Below are 18,802 nucleotides of genomic sequence, written 5' to 3'. Positions count from 1 at the left end.
GATGGGCGTGCGACGACCGTGCATCCCGAGGTGAGGCGCACGAGTGCCGCGTCCGTGGTGGGCCCGGTGGGGCTCGAACCCACGACCCGCGGATTAAAAGTCCGATGCTCTGCCAACTGAGCTACAGGCCCATACGCGCTCTACTCTACGAGATTTCGACGGCACCCGTTGACGCGCGGGTCCGGGCGACGGGGGAGGATCGCCCGCTGGGACGAGTACCGTTGTCGGGTGCGCGAAGCGCGTCGCAGGGAGGAGCAGGCATGACCGAGGGATTCCATCGTCCGACGAAGCTGCCGCCGTCGATGCTCGAAGCGATCCAGGGTGGTCTCGACCCGGAGGCCGTGTCGAGGATCACGCACGAGACGGCCGTCGCACTCCTCACCCGGGTGCGGGCGGACCCGGACCCTGCCGTGGTCGATCGCCTCGTGACGTACACGGACGAGCACGGGATCGACGCCATCGCGGAGCTCTGGTCGCACGCCAGCCCGCGGAGTCTCCCAGGAGCCCTCTGGCGGATCTACCTGCTGCGCCTGCTCATCCGGCAGGACCCGGTGGGGACGAGCTTCAGCTTCCAGCGCGGCACCGAGCTCATCACCACCGTCGACCCCGTGATCGCCGGCGCGGCCGAACCGACCGGGCCTGAGGAGATCATCGTCCTCGCCGACCAGATCCTCCGTGGCCTGTACACCGGTGACTTCGCGATCGCCCTCGAGCGGGCGGCCTCCTTCTGTCGGATCAACGCGGTCGGCTGCACCTCCCTCGCGGACGACCGGGACGCCGTCGACCCCGCAGACGCCGCGAGACTCACCACGAAAGCCGCGCGGTTCGGCACCATCGCCGAGGAACTCGCCGGCTGCGCGCGGCTGTGGCGCACCGACTCCCTGGACTGATGCGACCCGTCCGGTCAAGGCCCGGTACCTGGGAATATCCATCGCCGATCACTTGCTACACTGATTCAGCCGGGCCGCAGTAACCCCGGGCTCCAAAAATCGCCGCTTCGAGCGGCCTTGCGCCGAGAGGCGTTTCTGCGGCCTGGCACTTGCTTTCTCCGGAGGTCTTCGCCCTCCTGCCGCCCATTCCGTGATGACACCGGAACTGGGGTGTCGAATCGCGTCGATTCCTCCAATCGGATCCCGGGTCGGCACCGAACTCCGTGTATGACCGCCGCACTGTACACGCAGAACCGACCTCGGGTGGGCGTCGCGCAAACTGCCGGTGTCCGTGAGAAGCTAAGACTTGTGACCACGGGACCGGAAGCCGACGCTGCACCGCAGGTGTCATTGGCGAACGTGCTCGACGCGCTCCTCATCCGAGTGGCCGGCGGCGACCAGGTCGCGTTCAGCGAGCTGTACGACCACGTCGCCCCGCGGGTCCTCGGACTCGTCAAGCGGGTGCTCGTCGACCACGCGCAGTCCGAAGAGGTCACCCAGGAAGTGTTCCTGGAGGTCTGGCAGAACGCCCAGAAGTTCGAGGCGGGCAAGGGCACGGCGACGACCTGGGTGCTCACCATGGCCCACCGTCGTGCGATCGACCGCGTGCGCGCCTCACAGGCCGGACGCGACCGCGATCTCAAGATCGGCATCCGCGACTTCGACGAGCGTGTCGACAACGTGCAGGAGACGGTCGAGATCCGGATCGAGCACGAGCGCGTCAAGCGGGCCTTCGTCCGCTTGAGCGAGCTGCAACGCGAGGCTGTTTCGCTCGCCTACTACGGCGGCTACAGTCACAGCGAGATCTCGAACCTGCTCGGCGTGCCGATCGGCACGGTGAAGACCAGGTTGCGAGACGGAATGATCAGACTTCGAGACGAGTTGGGGGTGCGTACATGACCGAGCGAGACGATGCAACAGACCTGGCAGCCGGAAACGCGCTGCACACCCTGACCCCGCGCGAGCAGGAGCGGTTCGACCGCCTGCGAGCCGAACACGAGTCCGTCCGCGAGGAAGCGGCGGAATTCGAGGAGACCGTCGCCATGCTCGACCTCGCAGCACCTCCCGTGCAGCCGTCGGCAGCGCTCAAGAACTCGCTCATGGCCGCGATCCAGAACCTGCCGCAGCTGCCCGCTGAGGCCCCCGTCGATGCTCCTGTCGCCGAGGTGCAGGCGCTTCCGACCGCGGTCCCGGAGGTCGACGAGACGCCGGTCTCGACACCGACGACCACGCCGCCCGCTGCAGCAGCGACCACCCCGGTGGTCGGTGCGGCGGAACGCAAGGCCGCCTCACGGTGGCGTCGCAGCGTCGTCGGCATGGTGGTCGGCGCCGCAGCAGCGGTCGGCCTCATCTTCGGCGGTGTCGGACTCGCGAACACCTTCGGTGGTGGATCCCTCACGCAGACGGTCGCGCTCGCGGAGATCAACGCGGCGTCCGACGTCCAGCGCGCGAAGGTGTCGATGGACGATGCGACGGCGACCCTCGTCTGGTCGGGTGAGCTCGGCAAGTCCGCCCTGCTCGTCGACGGACTCGGGTCCCTGCCGTCGGACAAGGTCTACGAACTCTGGTACATCGGCGAGGGAGGCCCGGTCTCGGCCGGCACCTTCTCGGCAGCGAACGGCACCACCTGGCGTGTCCTCGACGGCGCCATGAGTGCGGGGGACAAGGTCGGCGTGACGGTCGAGCCGCAGGGTGGCTCCAAGCAGCCCACCACCGATCCGATCATGGTCATCGAGACGGCGTAGTCCGTTCCCTCCGGTCCGCGAGAGCCTGTCGGCAGGCTTCACCTCGACAGACTAGCGGACGTGCTGCAGACGACGACAGCCCCGCCCGGGAATCCCGGGCGGGGCTGTCGTGATGCCGGCGTCAGATCAACCGAAGCGACCCGAGACGTAGTCCTCGGTCGCCTGGACGGACGGCTTCGAGAACATCGTCGTGGTGTCGTCGTACTCGATGAGCTTGCCCGGTTTGCCGGTGCCCGCGATGTTGAAGAACGCGGTCTTGTCGCTGACGCGGCTCGCCTGCTGCATGTTGTGCGTCACGATCACGATCGTGTACTCCTGCTTGAGCTCCTCGATGAGGTCTTCGATGGCGAGCGTGGAGATCGGGTCGAGGGCCGAGCAGGGCTCGTCCATCAGGACGACGTCGGGGGAGACGGCGATGGCGCGGGCGATGCAGAGACGCTGCTGCTGACCACCGGAGAGGCCGGAGCCCGGCTTGTCGAGGCGGTCCTTCACCTCGTTCCAGAGGTTGGCGCCCTGGAGCGAACGCTCGACGAGCGCGTCCTGGTCGGACTTCGACATCTTCCGGTTGTTGAGCTTGACGCCCGCGAGCACGTTCTCCTTGATGCTCATCGTCGGGAACGGGTTCGGGCGCTGGAAGACCATGCCGACCTGGCGACGGACGAGGACCGGGTCGACGCCCGGGCCGTAGAGGTTGTTGCCGTCGATGAGGACCTCACCCTCGACGCGTGCGCCGGGGATCACCTCGTGCATGCGGTTCAGGGTGCGGAGGAAGGTCGACTTCCCACAGCCGGAGGGGCCGATGAACGCGGTGACCGTGCGGGGCTGGATCTGGAGGGAGACGCCCTCGACGGCCATGAAGCTGCCGTAGAAGACGTTGAGGTCGTTGACTTCGATGCTCTTGGACACGGGGTTCCTTTGCTCGCGGCCTAGCGGCCGAACTTGGGGGCGAAGATCTTGGCGATGAGTCGGGCGATGAGGTTCAGCGCCATGACGATGAGGATGAGGACGAGCGCGCCGGTCCAGGCGCGGTCCACGTAGGAGGCCCCGTCTGTGCCCTGGTTCGCGTACTGGGTGTACACGAAGACCGGGAGGGTCATCATCGGGCCGTCGAAGAGGTTGTAGTTCATGCTCTGGGTGAAGCCGGCGATGATCAGGAGGGGCGCGGTCTCACCGATGACGCGGGCGACGGCGAGCGTCACGCCGGTGATGATGCCGGCGATCGAGGTCGGGAGGACGATCTTGAGGATGGTCAGCCACTTCGGCACACCGAGCGCGTAGGAGGCCTCGCGCAGTTCGTTCGGAACGAGCTTGAGCATCTCCTCGCTCGACCGCACGACGACGGGGATCATGAGCAGCGACAGCGCGATGGCGCCGCCGATGCCGAGCCGGACGCCCGGGCCGAAGAAGATCGCGAGGAGGGCGAACGCGAACAGGCCGGCGACGATCGACGGGATGCCGGTCATGACGTCGACCAGGAAGGTGATGCCCTGTGCCAGCCGTCCACGGCCGTACTCGACGAGGTAGATGGCGGTCAGGATGCCGATCGGGATGGAGATGACCGACGTCGCCAGGGTGATGAGCAGCGTGCCGGTGATGGCGTGCAGTGCGCCACCGCCCTCACCGACGACGTTCCGCATCGACAGCGAGAAGTAGTTGAGGTCGAACCGGGCGGCGCCGGCCGAGATCACCGTGATGGCGACCGAGACGAGCGGCAGGAGGGCGACGACGAAGGCCGCGGTCACCAGGGTGGTGAGCAGGCGGTCCTTGGCCTTCCGGCGACCTTCCACCATGAGTGAGGCGACGTAGACGGTGACCGCGTAGAGCGCCGCGCCGAGCACGACGGCCCCGGGGACGTTGTAGCTCTTGTCGGCGGTCGACTGCTGCAGCAGCAGGAAGATGACTCCGCTGACGATGAGGCTGCCCGCGAGGATGGTGAGCGGAGCGAACTTCGGCAGCTTGCCCGCGGTGAGCGAGTTGGAGAACGGCGTGGCGATGGACGCCTGACGGCGGTCGGTCGTGGCGGTCATCAGTTCGCTCCCGAGAATTCTTTACGACGGTTGACGATGAGTCTGGCGATGAAGTTCACCACGAAGGTGATGATGAACAGGATCAGGCCGGTGGCGATGAGCTTGTTCACGTCGATGCCGAAGGACTCGGGGAAGTTCAGGGCGATGTTCGCCGCGATGGTGTTCGGGTTGCTCGAGGTGAGCAGGAAGAACGAGTAGACGGCGGCGGGGGAGAGCACGAGGGCCACAGCCATCGTCTCGCCGAGCGCTCGTCCGAGGCCCAGCATCGAGGCGGACACGATGCCGGGACGGCCGAACGGCAGGACCGCCATCTGGATCATCTCCCAGCGCGTCGCGCCGAGCGCGAGTGCGGCCTCCTCGTGGAGCTTCGGGGTCTGGAGGAAGATCTCCCGGGAGATGGCCGTGATGATCGGGATGATCATGACCGCGAGCACGAGGGCGACGGTGAGGATCGTGCGACCGGTGCCGGACACCGTGCCACCGAAGAGCGGGATCCATCCGAGGTTCTCGGACAGCCAGGCGAAGAAGGGCTGGACGAACGGCGCGAGCACGAGCGCGCCCCAGAGGCCGTAGACGACCGACGGCACGGCGGCCAGGAGGTCGATGACGTAGCCGAGGGCGACCGCGAGTCGTCGCGGCGCGTAGTGGGTGATGAAGAGCGCGATCCCGAGCGAGAGCGGCACGGCGATCGCGAGGGCGAGGATGGCCGCCCAGATGGTTCCGAAGACGAAGGGGCCGACGTAGGCCCAGAAGCTCGTCGGAGCACCGGTGAACGACGAGGAGTCGGCCGTGAGGGCCGGGAACGCCTGGACGATGAGGAAGATCGCGACCGCCGCCAGGATGACGAGGATGAGCGATCCGGAGACGAGGGAGAGCGTCGAGAAGACGCGGTCGCCGACTCGTTGCTTGGCTTTGGGTCTCGCAGCTAGGGCCTCGACAGCCATGGGTTCCCGTTCTCTCGATGCGATGGTGGTGCCCCTCGACGGACTCGGGGAGCGGCTACTGCGGGTGTTGCGAGTGTTGGTGACGCAGGTCGAGCGTGCCGGGCAGGGCCCGGCACGCTCGACCGTTGGACTACTTGATGGTCGCGATCGCGTCCTGGACCTTCTTGGCGAGGTCGGCGGAGAGCGGCGCAGCACCGGCCGACTTCGCAGCCTCTTCCTGGCCGGCGTCGCTGGCGATGTAGCCGGCGTATGCCTTGACGAGGTCGGCGACCTTCGGGTCGGCGTACTCCTGGCAGGCGATGAGGTAGCTCACGAGCACGATCGGGTAGTGGGTCGCGTCCGTGGTCTCGCGGTCGAGCTTGATGGCGATGTCGTTCGCCTCGCGGCCTTCGACGAGCGGCGAGCCCTCGACGACGGCGGCAGCACCCTCGGCGCTGTACTCGACGAACTCGTCGCCGACCTTGATCTTCGCGACACCGAGGTCGCCGGCCTTCGACGCGTCGGCGTAGCCGATGGTGCCGGTGCCACCCTTGACGGTGTCGACGACACCGGAGGTGCCCTTGGCGCCCTCACCCGACTGGAACGGGAAGGTGTCGGCCGGCTCAGCGGTCCAGACGTCGGGCGCGTTCTTGCCCAGGTAGTCGGCGAAGTTCTTCGTCGTACCCGAGTCGTCCGAACGGTGGACGGCGGTGATGGCCGTGGAGGGGAGCTTCGCGTCGGGGTTCAGAGCGACGATCGCCGGGTCGTCCCAGCTGGTGATCTGACCCGCGAAGATCTTCGCGATGGTCGAGGCGTCGAGGTTGAGCTCGTCGACACCCTCGATGTTGAAGATGACCGCGATCGGGGAGATGTAGACCGGGAGGTCGATCGCCTTGGTGTCCGCGGCGCATGCGGCGAAGGTGCTCGTGAGCTCCTCGTCGGACAGCGCCGAGTCGGAACCGGCGAACTGCACGCCGCCGGCGATGAACGCCTTGCGGCCGGCGCCGGAGCCGTCGGGGGAGTAGTTAATGGTGACGTCCGGGTTGGCCGTCTGGAAGGCGGCGACCCAGGCTTCCTGGGCGCTGCCCTGCGACGATGCGCCGCTACCGGCCAGGCTGCCCTTGAGGTCGCTGGCGGCTGCGCTCGTGGCTGTGGCGCCGCCTTCGTTGGCCGCACAGGAGGTCAGTGCGACGGCTGCGACTGCTGCTACGACCGCGACGCGGCCGAAACGTGAGAACTTCACAGGGATGTCCATTCATTGGTGTGGGTGCGAGCCGGTGCTGGCTCGTCAGTGACGCTAACCATGCGGCATGACGAGCATCCCCCGTGATGGTAAACAACGGGTGAACGGATATCGACGGGTTCATGGCGTCCGACGTGGCGACGCCGCGAACGCACCACGAACGGCCCCTGTTCAGGGGGGCGATCGGATGGGTCAGACGCGGGGTTCGTGCGTCTCGATCGCGATGATGCCGGAGCTCGGATTCGTCCGGGAGAGGTGCACGATGGAGAACGCCCCGGTCTCGAGTGCGGCGGCGCTCCCGAGGTAGGAGCCTCGGGTGGACCCGGTGGCGAGCGCGATCTCGTGCAGGATCTCGGGGAGGACCGGCCCGTGGCTGCAGAGGATCGCCGTCTTGAGCGCCCGGACACGGCGACCGACGACCCGGCGGACGTCGGATTCGCCCCGCTCGTAGGCGTCCTGGCTGATGAGGTCGGAGCGTTTGGGCTCGATACCCGCGGCCGCGGCGATCGGGCTGACGGTGCTGACGCAGCGCACGGCCGTGCTCGTCACGATCTTGCGGGGGCCGAAGGCCAGCAGGGTCGGGACGTTCCCCGCGGCCTGCTTGACCCCGCGCGGCGCCAGCGGCCTGGTCGCGTCCTCTCCGGACCATTCGGAGGGCGACGTGGCCTTCCCGTGGCGCATCGCGATGAGGGCGAAGGTCGCCGTGACACCTTCGTCGACCAGCGCGGCGAAGGCGTCGAGGATCTCCACGTCGCGCTCGTAGCTGAGGTAGCTCCGTGCCCGTTTGACGGTGACCCACTCCAGAGCTGCGACCTCGCCGTTCGGGATGAACGTGCTCTCGCGGACGGCCTGGTCGGTGACCTCCGCGGACCAGTAGTGGACGATCTTCTCGCGACCGCTCGACAGGGGGTACGTGGAGACGCCGAGCGGCACACCGAGGTGGACGCTCAGGCCGGTCTCCTCTTTGATCTCCCGCACGGCCGTCTGCGCGAGCGTCTCCCCGGGATCGACCTTGCCCTTGGGGATCGTGACGTCGCCGTACACCGTCCGGTGGATGACGAGGAGGTGGACCTTGCCGTCGATGAGGCGCCAGCACACGGCACCGGCTGCGTAGATTGCCGTCGTCGTCATAGTCACTGCCTCGTCGTGTCGTGGTGCTCGGGTGGGTCGCGGTGCGAAGTCGTCAGCGACGGTTCCTCGGCCGGCGGCGGGCCGCGGTCTCGAGCATGAGGGAGTCTTGCAGATCCGTGAGCGGTCGTCCGTCAGCGTCGACCGCGTGGCGCGTCCAGACGCCGTCGGCGTCGAGCCACCACGACGACGTCTGCTCGTCGAGTGCCTGCTCGAACATCGCGGCGGTCGCCTCGAGGTGCTTCGGGTCGGTGAGCCTGACGAGCGCCTCGACGCGGCGGTCGAGGTTGCGGTGCATCATGTCGGCACTGCCGATGAACACGTGCGGGTCGCCGTCGTTGTGGAACGAGAAGATGCGAGAGTGTTCGAGGTAGCGCCCGAGGATGGAGCGCACGCGGATCGTCTCGCTCATCCCCGGCTGGCCGGGCTTCAGCGCGCAGATCCCGCGGACCCACAGGTCGACCGGGACCCCCGCCTGGCTGGCCCGGTAGAGCGCGTCGATGATCGCCTCGTCCACCATCGAGTTGACCTTGATGCGGATCCCGGACGGCTTGCCCTCCTCGGCGTTCGTGCGCTCCTGCTCGATATGCTTGAGGAGGCCCTTGCGCAGGTGGCGCGGCGCGACCAGGAGGCGCTTGAACTTCTTCTCGATCGCGTAGCCGGACAGCTCGTTGAAGAGGCGGGTGAGATCCTTACCGACCTGGTCGTCGGCCGTGAAGAGACCGAGGTCCTCGTAGATGCGGCTCGTCTTCGGGTTGTAGTTGCCCGTGCCGATGTGGCTGTAGTGGCGCAGGACCCCGCGCTCCTGTCGGACGACGAGCGCGAGCTTGCAGTGCGTCTTCAGCCCGACGAGGCCGTAGACCACGTGGACGCCGGCCTTCTCGAGCTTCCTGGCCCAGGAGATGTTGTTCTGCTCGTCGAACCGGGCCTTGATCTCGACCAGCGCGAGGACCTGCTTGCCGGCCTCCGCCGCGTCGATGAGTGCTTCGACGATGGGGCTGTCGCCCGAGGTCCGGTACAGGGTCTGCTTGATCGCGAGCACGTGCGGGTCGGCGGCGGCCTGCTCGATGAACGCCTGCACGCTCGTCGCGAAGGACTCGTACGGGTGGTGGACCAGGACGTCCTCACGGGCGATCGACCGGAAGAGGTCGGGCTTGCCGTTCGGTTCGTCGGGCTGGAACTGCAGCGCCGTGGTCGGTACCCGCTTCGGGTACTGGAGGTCCGGACGGTCGATGCCGGCGAGGCTGAAGAGGCCGCCGAGGTCGAGCGGCGATGGCAGGCGGTAGACCTCCTGCTCGGTGATGTCGAGTTCGCGGACGAGGAGTCCGAGGGTGACGTCGTCCATGTCGTCGGTGATCTCGAGCCGGATGGGCGGCCCGAACCGGCGGCGCAGCAGCTCCTTCTCGAGGGCCTGGATGAGGTTCTCGGTCTCGTCCTCCTCGATCACCATGTCCTCGTTGCGTGTGACGCGGAAGACGTGGTGGTCGACGATCTCCATGCCGGGGAAGAGGTGGCCGAGGTGGTTGGCGATGACCTCCTCGAGGGCGATGTAGCGCACGCTGGGGGCGGTGTCCAGAGACGCGGAACGGCGCTCCGCCGGACCGACGCGGACGAAGCGCGGCATCATCTGCGGGACCTTGAGCCGGGCGAACTCCTCGCGCCCGGTCCGGGTGTTCCGCACTCGGACCGCGAGGTTCAACGAGAGGCCGGAGATGTAGGGGAACGGGTGGGCCGGGTCCACCGCGAGCGGCATGAGCACCGGGAAGACCTGGTTGCTGAAGTATTCGCTGAGGTACTCGCGGTCGGCTGCGTCGAGTGAGTCCCAGGTGACGACCGTGACACCGCGTTCGGCGAGGTCGGGGCGGACGAGGTCGTGCCAGGCGCGGGCATGCCGTTCCTGCAGGACGTGCGCCTGCTGCGAGATCTCGGACAGGACGTCGGCCGGAGCGTTGCCGACGTTGGTCGGGACCGCCAGGCCCGTGAGGATGCGGCGCTTCAGGCCGGCGACCCGCACCATGAAGAACTCGTCGAGGTTCGAGGCGAAGATCGCGAGGAAGTTGGCGCGTTCGAGGACGGGTAGCGCGGGGTCTTCGGCGAGCTCGAGCACACGCTGGTTGAAGGCGAGCCAGCTGAGTTCGCGGTCGAGGTAGCGGTGTTCGGGCAGCGCGGGATCGTTCCGCTCGAAGGCGGGGTCGAAGTCCTCTTCGTCTCCATCGAGGCCGACATCGAGCACGGTTGGGTCTGCTGGCATGCCTTCATCATGACACCGTGGCGGGGGTGGTCGCGACGACTGCGGTGAACACTGTGTAAATGCCGCAGTGCCACACCGCTGTGGAGGGGATCAGGCGTCGGTTCTCGCGTACTGCACGTCGATGGTGTGGTCGGTGAATCCGAGCGATCGGTACAGCGACACCGCGGGGAGGTTGTCGGCTTCGACGTAGAGCGTGACCGCCTCCACCCGTCGATCCCGCAGGCGGGCCAGGCCGGCCTCCATCAGGAGCCGCCCGAGCCCTCGGCCACTGGCCGCCGGGTGCACGCCGACCGCGTAGACCTCGCCGACCGTGTCCTCGACCTTCAACCAGATGAACCCGAGGAGGTCGCCGTCGGAGCCTCGTGCGAGCAGGAAGTCGTCGGCGTCGAACCAGGACTCGGCCTCCCGGGCGCGGAGATCGTCGAGGGTCATGCGTCCCTGCTCGGGGTGGTCGGCGAAGGCGAGCGCGTTGACTTCGAGCCACTCCTCCTCGTCGATTCCCGGTCGGAACGTGCCGACCGTGACATCAGCGTGCCCGGCGGTGGCCGGTCGCGCGCGGCTCGTGGGCGTCTTGGTCAGGCGGAGCTGCAGCAGCGTCCTGATCGGCGAGAAGCCGAACTCCTGCGCGAGCACCCGGGAGGCGGGGTGGTCGCCATGTGCCCAGATGCGCACCTGCGGGGGACAGTTGGCGAGGACGCCGCGCAGTGCGGCGCGACCGTAGCCGTGGCCCCGCCACTCGGGCTCGACGACGAACTCCAGCTCGCCATGTCCGAGGATGGCCGCTCCCACGACGGCGAAGTCGTCGGGGTCGACCGGCGGGTCCTGTGGTTCGACGGCGAGGATCAGCGTCCGGGCGCCGGACGCGGCGTCGATGAGCGACTGATCGCTGAACGGCGGCTGGCCGTCGACGAGCGACGCCGTGCGCACGACGCGCTCGAGCGCGTCCCGGGTGCGGGCGTCGTCGACGTTACGAACCGACAGCGTCAGCCGGGGCATGATCGTCCTCATAGACGTTGAAGCGGTAGCCGACGTTGCGCACGGTGCCGATGAGCTGCTCGAGGTCGCCGAGCTTGGCGCGCAACCGGCGGACGTGGACGTCGACGGTTCGCGTACCGCCGAAGTAGTCGTAGCCCCAGACCTCGCTCAGCAACTGCTCGCGCGTGAACACCCGGGAGGGGTGGGTCGCGAAGAAGCGGAGCAGTTCGAACTCCTTGAAGGTGAGGTCGAGCGGCTTGCCGTGGACCTTCGCGGAGTAGCTGGCCTCGTCGATGACGACGCCGGACGCCTGGATCTTGCTCGCCGAGTGCTCCTGCGAGGCGCGGCCGATCGCGAGCCGGATCCGCGCGTCGACCTCGGCCGGCCCGGCGGAGTCGAGGATGACGTCGTTCACACCCCAGTCGGCGCTGACGGCCGTGAGGCCGCCCTCGGTCAGGATGAGGAGGAGTGGGACCGACAGCCCGGACGCACCGAGGATCTTGCAGAGTGACTTGGCACTCGCGAGATCCTGGCGGGCGTCGACGAGGACGAGATCCGAACTCGGAGCGTTCACGAGTTGTGCGGGGTCGGCGGGGATCTGCCGGGTGCGGTGGCTCAGGAGCCCGAGGGATGGGAGGACCTCGGTGCCGACCATGGAGGTCAAGACCAAAATTTGCGCCACGCGCATCCTCCCGACTGAGTTTGGAACCATATTAGGCGAACGACCGCACCCCACGTCGCACCGGGCGCCCGCTGGTGGTCGGATGGCGTCCGCTCTGTGACAATGGGTCCGTGAGCGAAACCACTCTCTCCCCCCGGCTGCGCTGGATCAGCGTCGTCTCCATCTGGGCGCTCGCGCTCGTCGGTGTCGTCGTGTCCGGCCTGCTCTGGAGTCCGGGGGAGACCTTCTTCGGGCTGTCGGCCACGCTCGGCCTCTGCACGCTGGCCGCGTTCTCGGCACAGCTGTTGACGCGGCAGAAGGTGGGATTCGTCGATCGGATGTCGACGAGCGTCACCGGCGCCGTCCTCATCCTCGCCATCGGCGGTGCCGTGTATGGCCTCATCGCCCTGGCCTCGGGGTAGACTTTCCCCATGCTGCTCGCTCTCGAAATCTTCTTCATCGGCTTGCTCGTCCTCGCCAGTCTCGCCATCGCGTTCACCGCGGTGGTCGTGCTGAAGAACCTGTACCGCGGTCAGCGCTAGTCCGGGTCCCTCGATGATCGAGATCCCGAGCGGCCTGCCGAGCGAACTGGTCCCGCTGTCATGGCTCATCGGCGTCTGGGAGGGCACCGGCGTCATCGACTACCGGGTCGGCGACGAGACCGTGACCCGCGAGTTCGGTCAGCGCGTGAGCTTCAGCCACGACGGCCTGCCGTACCTGAACTACAACTCCTACACCTGGCTCCTGCCCGAGCAGCCCCCTCGTGACGCCGAGGGGGCCTCGTCCACGGACGAGGACGCCCTGTCGGACGACACCGCTGCGGACGTCGCGCCCGAGGCGCACCCGGTCGACGAGTCCGGTGTGCCCGAGCCGCTCGTCACCGAGACGGGTTACTGGCGCCTCGAGCGCCCGTTGATCGAAGGCGATCCCGGGCCGGGGATGCTCCCAGGGCAGGGCCCCCGCCCGTTCGGCACGGCGCAATCGGTCGAGACGCTGCGTACGTCGACCGGCGCCTTCCCCCTACAGGTCTCGATCGTCCACCCGAACGGTGTGAGCGAGCTCTACCTCGGTCAGATCGACGGCCCGCGGATCGACCTCGCGACCGACGCCGTCGTCCGGACCGCTGGAGCCAAGGAGTACGCCGCCGCGACCCGCCTGTACGGCCTCGTGGAGAACCACCTGCTCTGGGCCTGGGACATCGCCGCCCTGGGGCAGGATCTCCGGACGCACGCCTCGGCGCGCCTGGCCAAAGCCGACTGACGTGACCGATCCCACCGGAGCGGTCACGCCGGAAGCGATTCCGGGCTCGCCCTTCCTCACGCTGCCGGGTGCCGTCGAACAGGCGGACGCCGTCGACCACGGCGTCCCCTCCCATTACGGCAGCCCGAACATCGAGCAGCGCCTCATCGCCAGCGGGAAGGCGATCGTCGACCTGTCGAACCGTGGCATCGTGACGGTCACCGGCCCTGATCGGCTGAGCTGGCTCAACTCCATCACGAGCCAGGAGCTGCGGTCGCTGTCCGCCGGCATCTCCACGGAGACCCTCTTCCTCGACCAGAGCGGCCGGATCGAGCACGCGGTCAAGCTGCTCGACGACGGGACGACCACGTGGCTCGTCACCGAGGCCGACGATGCTGCGCCCCTCCACGCCTGGCTCGATCGGATGCGGTTCATGCTGCGCGTCGAGGTGGCCATCGTGACCGAGCGGTACGCCGTGATCGGTGCGGCGGCGGGTCTCACGGTCGAGGCCGCGGAGCCGAACGGCATGCCGCTCGTCTGGCACGATCCGTGGTCCGAGGTCGCGGTCGGCGGGCATCAGTACGCGACGGGTGAGCACCCGGGTGCAGCGTGGACGTGGACCGAGACGATCGTCGCGCGCGAGCAGCTCGAGTCGCTCGTGCAGCAGATCCGCGTGGGGGCGTTCTCCGCCGCGGGTTCGTTGGCCGCAGAAGCCCTGCGCATCGCCGCGTGGCGCCCGCGGTTGCAGTCCGAGGTCGACGAACGGAGCATCCCGCACGAGCTCGACTGGCTGCGCTCTGCCGTCCACTTGAACAAGGGCTGCTATCGCGGTCAGGAGACGGTCGCCAAGGTGCACAACCTCGGGCATCCGCCGCGGCGTCTCGTCATGCTCCTCCTCGACGGCTCCGACGCGGTCCTGCCGCCGGCCGGTTCGAACGTGGTGCTCGTCGGCGACGGCGACGACGCGATCCGGAAACCCGTCGGACGCATCACCTCGAGCGCGATCCACCACGAGTTGGGCCCGGTGGCGTTGGCGATCGTCAAGCGCTCCGCGGATCCGGCGGCCGTGCTGACGGTGGAGGCCGACGGCATCGACGTCGCGGCGTCGCAGGAGATCGTCGTGCCGGCGGATGCCGGGGCCACGGCGAACGTGCCGCGGCTGCCGCGACTCGGCGCCGTCCGGCGCTGACCCCGGTGGGGAGCGACGGCGCCTCGGACCCGGGCGTACGGGTCGACCGATGGACCGCTGCGGTTCGTCGCCGCATCGCGCTCGGCGACGCCTGGCATCGTCTGGTCGGATCCGTGCCGGCCGTGCTGCAGGTCAGCGCCACGGCGATCGGCGCGTACGCGTTCTCCCACTACGTACTCGGGCACGCCGTGCCACTCCTCGCCTTGACCGTGACGATCTCGAGTCTCGGCTTCGTTCGCGACGCCCGCCCGATCCGGGTGCTCGAGACGGCTGTGGGGATGAGCGTCGGGATCGCGCTTGCCGAGATCCTGCTCCTCGGCTTCGGTCAGGGGACGTGGCAACTCGCGGTCGCGCTCGTGCTCACGCTGCTCGTCGCCCGGTTCCTGTCGCCGGCGGCGTCGTTCGCGATCGCGGCGGCGGTGCAGTCCGTCCTCGTCATGCTCCTGCCCGTGCCCGACGGGGGCCCGTTCGTGCGCACCCTCGACGGTCTGATCGGCGGGGTCTTCGCCCTGCTCGCGACCGCGCTCATCCCGCGCGACCCGCGCCGGAGTGCTCGCCGTGACGGCCAGCGGCTCATCGACGAACACGTCCGGACCCTCGCCTCGCTCGTCGCCGCCCTCCGTCTCGGCGACCTCGAGGAGGCGGACCGCGCGCTCGCACGGGCGAGGGCCACCCAGCCGGCCCTGGACGCGTGGCGCGGAACCCTCGACTCAGGACTCGCCATCGCGCGCATCTCGCCGTTCCTCCGCAAGGCGGTGTTCGACCTGGAACGGCAGCGGACCATGCTCGACGGCATGGACCTCGCGACCCGCAACCTCCGGGTGATCGCCCGGCGCATCGACTACGTGTCGCGCGACGCTACGAGCCGTCCCGAGCTCGCGGACCTGCTCGCGCGCACCTCCGTCGCGCTCGGCATCCTGTCGCAGTCGATCGGTGACATCGCCCAGCAGCCGGTCGCGAGGCAGTCCCTGCTGGAGATCGCGAAGCACCTCGAGCCGGTCGCCGTCCTCCCCGACGCCTCGGTCTCCGAGCAGGCGCTCGTGCTCGTGCTCCGGCCGTACCTCGTCGACCTGCTCACGGCGACGGGGCTGCCGACGCCGGAGGCGCAGGCGGCGCTGCCCTCGCTCTGACGGCTGCGTTCCCCGACACTCAGTCCGTCGGGGAGGGATTCGAGGCGACAGCCGACCACGGCAGTGTCAGCTCGCCGAGGCGCCAGCGGCTGCGGCCGGCCAGCACCGGCCACCCGCTGTCCCGGAGCGTCCCGACGGTCGCCAACCAGCGCTGGACCGGGCTGTAGACCGCCAGGGGTGCGTGCATCCGCCAGGCGCGGTCGAGGTCCGTCATGAGCGCATGGACCCGTTCGCCCGGCACGTTGTGGTGGATCAGCGCCTTCGGCAGTCGTTCGGCCACGATGGACGGCAGCTCGAGCTCGGCGAGTCGCAGACTGATGGAGAACGACTCAGCACGCCCCTGGTCGTCGAGCGCGATCCAGCTGGACACCCGTCCGATCTCGTCGCACGTCCCTTCGACGAGCACACCGCCGGGCTGCAGCCGCGACGCCATGAGGCGCCAGGCCCCCGCGACCTCGACTTCGTCGTACTGCCGGAGCACGTTGAACGCCCGGATCACCGTGGGGCGGTCGTCGCCGGTCGGCACCTCGAACCCGCCGCGCGCGAAGGAGACCGCAGCCGTCGGCATGAACCGGGTCGTGCCCGCTCGCACCTGCCGCAGCTGCGCGTCGGCGGTGCGGACGCGCCCCGGCTCGATCTCGAATCCGATGACCCGTACGTCGGGTCGTACGGCGAGCAGTCGGTCGTGCAGTTCGAACGCCGTGACGCCGCTCGCGCCGTAGCCGAGGTCCACCACCAGCGGGTTCGTCGTCCGTCTGAGCGAGGGGTGGATCGCGATCCAGCGGTCCACCCGCCGGAGCCGGTTCGTACCCGTCGTCCCGCGGGTGATCGATCCGACGGGCATGGACCCATTCTCCCTCACGGAGCGGGGTCATCGTCCACCTCGCGGTCATGCGCCGTCGGTATGCTGGGGGCATGCCTGAGACTTACACCCTCGTCCTGCTGCGCCACGGCAACAGCGACTGGAATCAGAAGAACCTGTTCACCGGTTGGGTCGACGTCCGACTCAGCGAACTCGGCGTCACCGAGGCCAAGCGTGCGGGCGAGCTGCTCGCCGACTCCGGCATCACCCCGGACGTGCTGTACACCTCGGTCCTCTCCCGCGCGATCCAGACGGCGAACCTCGCCCTCGAGACCGCCGACCGCATGTGGATCCCGGTCAAGCGCAGCTGGCGCCTCAACGAGCGTCACTACGGAGCGCTGCAGGGCAAGGACAAGGCGCAGACGCTCGCCGAGTACGGTCCGGAGCAGTTCCAGACCTGGCGTCGTTCCTTCGACGTGCCGCCGCCGCCGATCGCCGATGACGACGAGTGGTCGCAGGCCGACGACCCCCGGTATGTCGGGATCGACGGCGAACTGCCCCGCACCGAGTGCCTGAAGGACGTCATCGACCGGATGCTGCCCTACTGGGAGTCCGACATCACGGTCGACCTGGCTGCCGGCAGGACCGTCCTCGTGACGGCGCACGGCAACTCGCTCCGCGCCCTCGTGAAGCACCTCGACGACATCTCGGACGACGAGATCGCCGAGCTGAACATCCCCACCGGTATCCCGCTCGTCTACGAGCTCGACGCGGACTTCCGTCCGGTCGCCCCGGCTCGCTACCTCGATCCCGAGGCCGCGGCAGCAGGCGCCGCCGCCGTCGCGGCGCAGGGGAAGAAGTAGCGGAAACCCCACCAAACCACCACCCCGGTCGGGAGCACGGCTTGGCGACATCGTCGCCGAACGTCCTCCTGACCGGGGTTTTCCATGTCGCAAAAAAGGGGTTGAACCGCCTCGGGGTTGGGCGTACAGTGACTGCACTGTAACCCGATTGGGGGGATACGCATGGAGCAGTCGACCGACGGCACCCGTTTCCCCCTGTGGCGCGCCCTGGCGCTCGGTGGCTTCGCCGCCGCGGCGTTCACGGCGATAGCCCTCTTCGGGTCGCCGTCCTCCGCGCATGCCGACGACGGTGCCACCGATCCGTCGCTCTTGGGCGCGGTGACCGAGGTCGTCGGCTCGCTCGAACACCCCGTCAGTGCTGTCGTCGAGGTCGTCGACGTCGTCGACACCACCGTGCTCGAACCGGTGGTCGACGTCGTCGACGAGACCGTCGCAGCGGTACCGGTCGTGAACGACGTCGTCGAGGAGACCGTCGGCACAGCACCCGTCGCCGCGATCGTCGATCCGGTCGTGCAAACAGTCGACCAGACGTTGACCGGCGTCGCCGACGTCGTCGCCGCGGTCCCGGTCCCCAGTACGCCGATCGTCGATCCGGTCGTCCCAGCGCTTCCGCAGGGCCCGGCAGAGGACGTGTCGGCCACGGACTCGACCGCCGTCGGCGCGGTCCTCCCGACGACGGTCCTCGGACCGCCGTCCGTCCAGGAGCGCGACTCGACGCTCGTGTCGGGCGGCCAGGATCACGAAGACACGTCGTTCACCACGGCCGTGCCCGCCGCCGCCGTCGGATCGTCCAGTCTCCCCGCCACTCCTGCGAACCTTCCGCTGCTGCCGGACGCCGACGGCCGCTGGGCCTTCACGCCGAGTGGCTCCGGATCCTCCGGCTCCGGTGGTGCCGTCGGCGGTCCCGCAGCGGCCGAACAGTCGATCTCCGTCATCCTCCCTGCGCCCGGCGACGACCGTCGCGGACCCGCGCGAGACGAAGACCTCCCGGCTTCACCCACGTTCCCCTCCGATACCTCTCCTGACTGACCCCGGATCACTCTGCCGTTCGCGGCGGAGGCCCGCCCACTGGGCGGTTCAACGGTCCGAAGCCTCCCGACCACGGGAGCACATCAGTCACTCTGCAAGGAGCAGGAATCATGAATTCGTATGTCAAGAAAGGCCTCTACTGTGGCCTGTTCGTCGCGGGACTCACGTTCCTCGGCGCTACGGCGGCCAACGCCGACACGTCCGGGGACGACAGCATCCTCGGCGGAACCCTCGTCGACGTGGTCCTCGAGGCCCCCGTCGAGATCGTCGACACCGCGGTGAGCGTCGTCGGCGATTCGTCGGCGACGTCCGCACCGGAGGCGGCACCCGCGCCTGAGCCGGCACCCGCACCGGAGCCCGCACCAGCACCGGAGCCCGCACCAGCACCGGAGCCCGCACCGGAGCCGGCCCCGGCCGCCACCACCAGTGGTGACGACAGTGTCGCGGGCGGGAACCAGGTCCAGCTGCCCGTCTCCATCCCGGTGACGGTCGAGGACAACGCGATCTCGATCATCGGCGATGCCGAGCAGTCGGGTTCGACGTCCGGACCGGCGGCGGGGGAGTCCGCCTCGCCGGTCACCGACGAGGCCACCACGTCCGGTGACGACAGTGTCGCCGGTGGGAACCAGGTGTCTCCGGTGGTGACCGTTCCGGTCACGGTCGGTGGG

19 protein-coding genes and 1 tRNA gene are annotated in these 18,802 nt (G+C 68.7%); 10 read left to right on the top strand and 10 right to left on the bottom strand.

The genetic code is table 11. The features are described from left to right. Positions 1-55 precede the first annotated feature (55 nt). Positions 56-131, bottom strand: a tRNA-Lys gene (locus BIU99_RS02920). Between the two features lie 129 nt (positions 132-260). On the opposite strand from BIU99_RS02920, the gene BIU99_RS02915 reads away from it, so the two are divergent. The 3 genes from BIU99_RS02915 (at position 261) to BIU99_RS02905 (ending at position 2,674) form a co-directional block, all read left to right on the top strand. After that, the gene (locus tag BIU99_RS02915; RefSeq protein ID WP_064296611.1) at positions 261-890 is read left to right on the top strand and encodes a hypothetical protein; all 630 of its coding nucleotides are present in this window, start codon (positions 261-263) and stop codon (positions 888-890) included. 348 nt (positions 891-1,238) lie between these two features. Further along, positions 1,239-1,829, top strand: a complete 591-nt coding sequence (gene sigK / locus BIU99_RS02910; protein WP_254773558.1) for an ECF RNA polymerase sigma factor SigK — start codon at positions 1,239-1,241, stop codon at positions 1,827-1,829. Further along, complete coding sequence (locus BIU99_RS02905; RefSeq protein WP_071259402.1) at positions 1,826-2,674, top strand: anti-sigma factor domain-containing protein; 849 nt, start codon at positions 1,826-1,828, stop codon at positions 2,672-2,674. The genes sigK and BIU99_RS02905 overlap by 4 nt, the downstream gene beginning before the upstream one ends. Before the next feature lie 126 nt (positions 2,675-2,800). Here BIU99_RS02905 and pstB read toward each other — a convergent pair whose 3' ends face one another. The 8 genes from pstB to BIU99_RS02865 form a co-directional block, all read right to left on the bottom strand. Further along, entirely contained in the window at positions 2,801-3,580 is a 780-nt protein-coding gene (gene pstB / locus BIU99_RS02900; RefSeq protein WP_056007815.1) for a phosphate ABC transporter ATP-binding protein PstB, read from the bottom strand. Between the two features lie 20 nt (positions 3,581-3,600). Beyond that, complete coding sequence (gene pstA / locus BIU99_RS02895; protein ID WP_071259399.1) at positions 3,601-4,701, bottom strand: phosphate ABC transporter permease PstA; 1,101 nt, start codon at positions 4,699-4,701, stop codon at positions 3,601-3,603. Next, entirely contained in the window at positions 4,701-5,645 is a 945-nt protein-coding gene (pstC, locus tag BIU99_RS02890) for a phosphate ABC transporter permease subunit PstC (RefSeq protein WP_064296608.1), read from the bottom strand. The genes pstA and pstC overlap by 1 nt, the downstream gene beginning before the upstream one ends. A gap of 130 nt (positions 5,646-5,775) precedes the next feature. After that, positions 5,776-6,867, bottom strand: a complete 1,092-nt coding sequence (gene pstS, locus BIU99_RS02885; RefSeq protein ID WP_082916232.1) for a phosphate ABC transporter substrate-binding protein PstS — start codon at positions 6,865-6,867, stop codon at positions 5,776-5,778. 192 nt (positions 6,868-7,059) lie between these two features. Then, positions 7,060-7,998 carry an NUDIX domain-containing protein gene (locus BIU99_RS02880; RefSeq protein ID WP_064296606.1) on the bottom strand — a complete coding sequence of 313 codons (939 nt, stop codon included), beginning with the start codon at positions 7,996-7,998 and terminating at the stop codon, positions 7,060-7,062. 52 nt (positions 7,999-8,050) lie between these two features. Continuing rightward, positions 8,051-10,246 carry an RNA degradosome polyphosphate kinase gene (locus BIU99_RS02875; protein WP_064296605.1) on the bottom strand — a complete coding sequence of 732 codons (2,196 nt, stop codon included), beginning with the start codon at positions 10,244-10,246 and terminating at the stop codon, positions 8,051-8,053. Positions 10,247-10,336: 90 nt separating this feature from the next. Continuing rightward, on the bottom strand, positions 10,337-11,242 hold the full coding sequence (mshD, locus tag BIU99_RS02870) for a mycothiol synthase (RefSeq protein ID WP_071259396.1): 906 nt from the start codon (positions 11,240-11,242) through the stop codon (positions 10,337-10,339). Continuing rightward, positions 11,214-11,903, bottom strand: a complete 690-nt coding sequence (locus BIU99_RS02865; RefSeq protein WP_175484342.1) for a response regulator transcription factor — start codon at positions 11,901-11,903, stop codon at positions 11,214-11,216. The genes mshD and BIU99_RS02865 overlap by 29 nt, the downstream gene beginning before the upstream one ends. 110 nt (positions 11,904-12,013) lie before the next feature. Between BIU99_RS02865 and BIU99_RS02860 the strand changes: the two genes are divergently transcribed. The 4 genes from BIU99_RS02860 to BIU99_RS02845 all read left to right on the top strand — a co-directional run bounded on the left by BIU99_RS02860 (position 12,014) and on the right by BIU99_RS02845 (position 15,440). Next, positions 12,014-12,304, top strand: coding sequence for a hypothetical protein (locus tag BIU99_RS02860; protein ID WP_064296602.1), 291 nt, complete (start codon positions 12,014-12,016; stop codon positions 12,302-12,304). A gap of 133 nt (positions 12,305-12,437) precedes the next feature. Beyond that, a complete protein-coding gene (locus BIU99_RS02855; RefSeq protein ID WP_071259388.1) occupies positions 12,438-13,142 on the top strand; it encodes an FABP family protein in 705 nt (234 codons plus the stop codon). A 1-nt stretch (position 13,143) separates the two neighbouring features. Beyond that, positions 13,144-14,310 (top strand): folate-binding protein YgfZ, encoded by a 1,167-nt coding sequence (locus BIU99_RS02850; protein WP_064296600.1) that lies wholly within the window; start codon positions 13,144-13,146, stop codon positions 14,308-14,310. Positions 14,311-14,315: 5 nt separating this feature from the next. Next, positions 14,316-15,440, top strand: a complete 1,125-nt coding sequence (locus tag BIU99_RS02845) for an FUSC family protein (RefSeq protein WP_064296599.1) — start codon at positions 14,316-14,318, stop codon at positions 15,438-15,440. 19 nt (positions 15,441-15,459) lie between these two features. On the opposite strand, the gene BIU99_RS02840 is transcribed toward BIU99_RS02845, so the two are convergent. Beyond that, on the bottom strand, positions 15,460-16,284 hold the full coding sequence (locus BIU99_RS02840; RefSeq protein WP_071259386.1) for a class I SAM-dependent methyltransferase: 825 nt from the start codon (positions 16,282-16,284) through the stop codon (positions 15,460-15,462). A gap of 71 nt (positions 16,285-16,355) precedes the next feature. On the opposite strand from BIU99_RS02840, the gene BIU99_RS02835 reads away from it, so the two are divergent. From BIU99_RS02835 to BIU99_RS19650, 3 genes are all read left to right on the top strand, one after another. Beyond that, positions 16,356-17,105 carry a phosphoglyceromutase gene (locus tag BIU99_RS02835; protein WP_071259385.1) on the top strand — a complete coding sequence of 250 codons (750 nt, stop codon included), beginning with the start codon at positions 16,356-16,358 and terminating at the stop codon, positions 17,103-17,105. Between the two features lie 162 nt (positions 17,106-17,267). Beyond that, the gene (locus BIU99_RS02830; protein WP_071259384.1) at positions 17,268-18,134 is read left to right on the top strand and encodes a hypothetical protein; all 867 of its coding nucleotides are present in this window, start codon (positions 17,268-17,270) and stop codon (positions 18,132-18,134) included. Positions 18,135-18,244: 110 nt separating this feature from the next. Further along, the coding region (locus tag BIU99_RS19650; protein ID WP_139205329.1) for a chaplin family protein at positions 18,245-18,802 on the top strand (558 nt) is incomplete at its 3' end.

Source organism: Plantibacter sp. MMLR14_011 (assembly GCF_001865025.1).
Taxonomy (GTDB): domain Bacteria; phylum Actinomycetota; class Actinomycetes; order Actinomycetales; family Microbacteriaceae; genus Plantibacter; species Plantibacter flavus_A.
The sequence above is the reverse complement of the archived record's forward strand: the minus strand, read 5'-3'. Positions and strand labels throughout refer to the sequence as shown.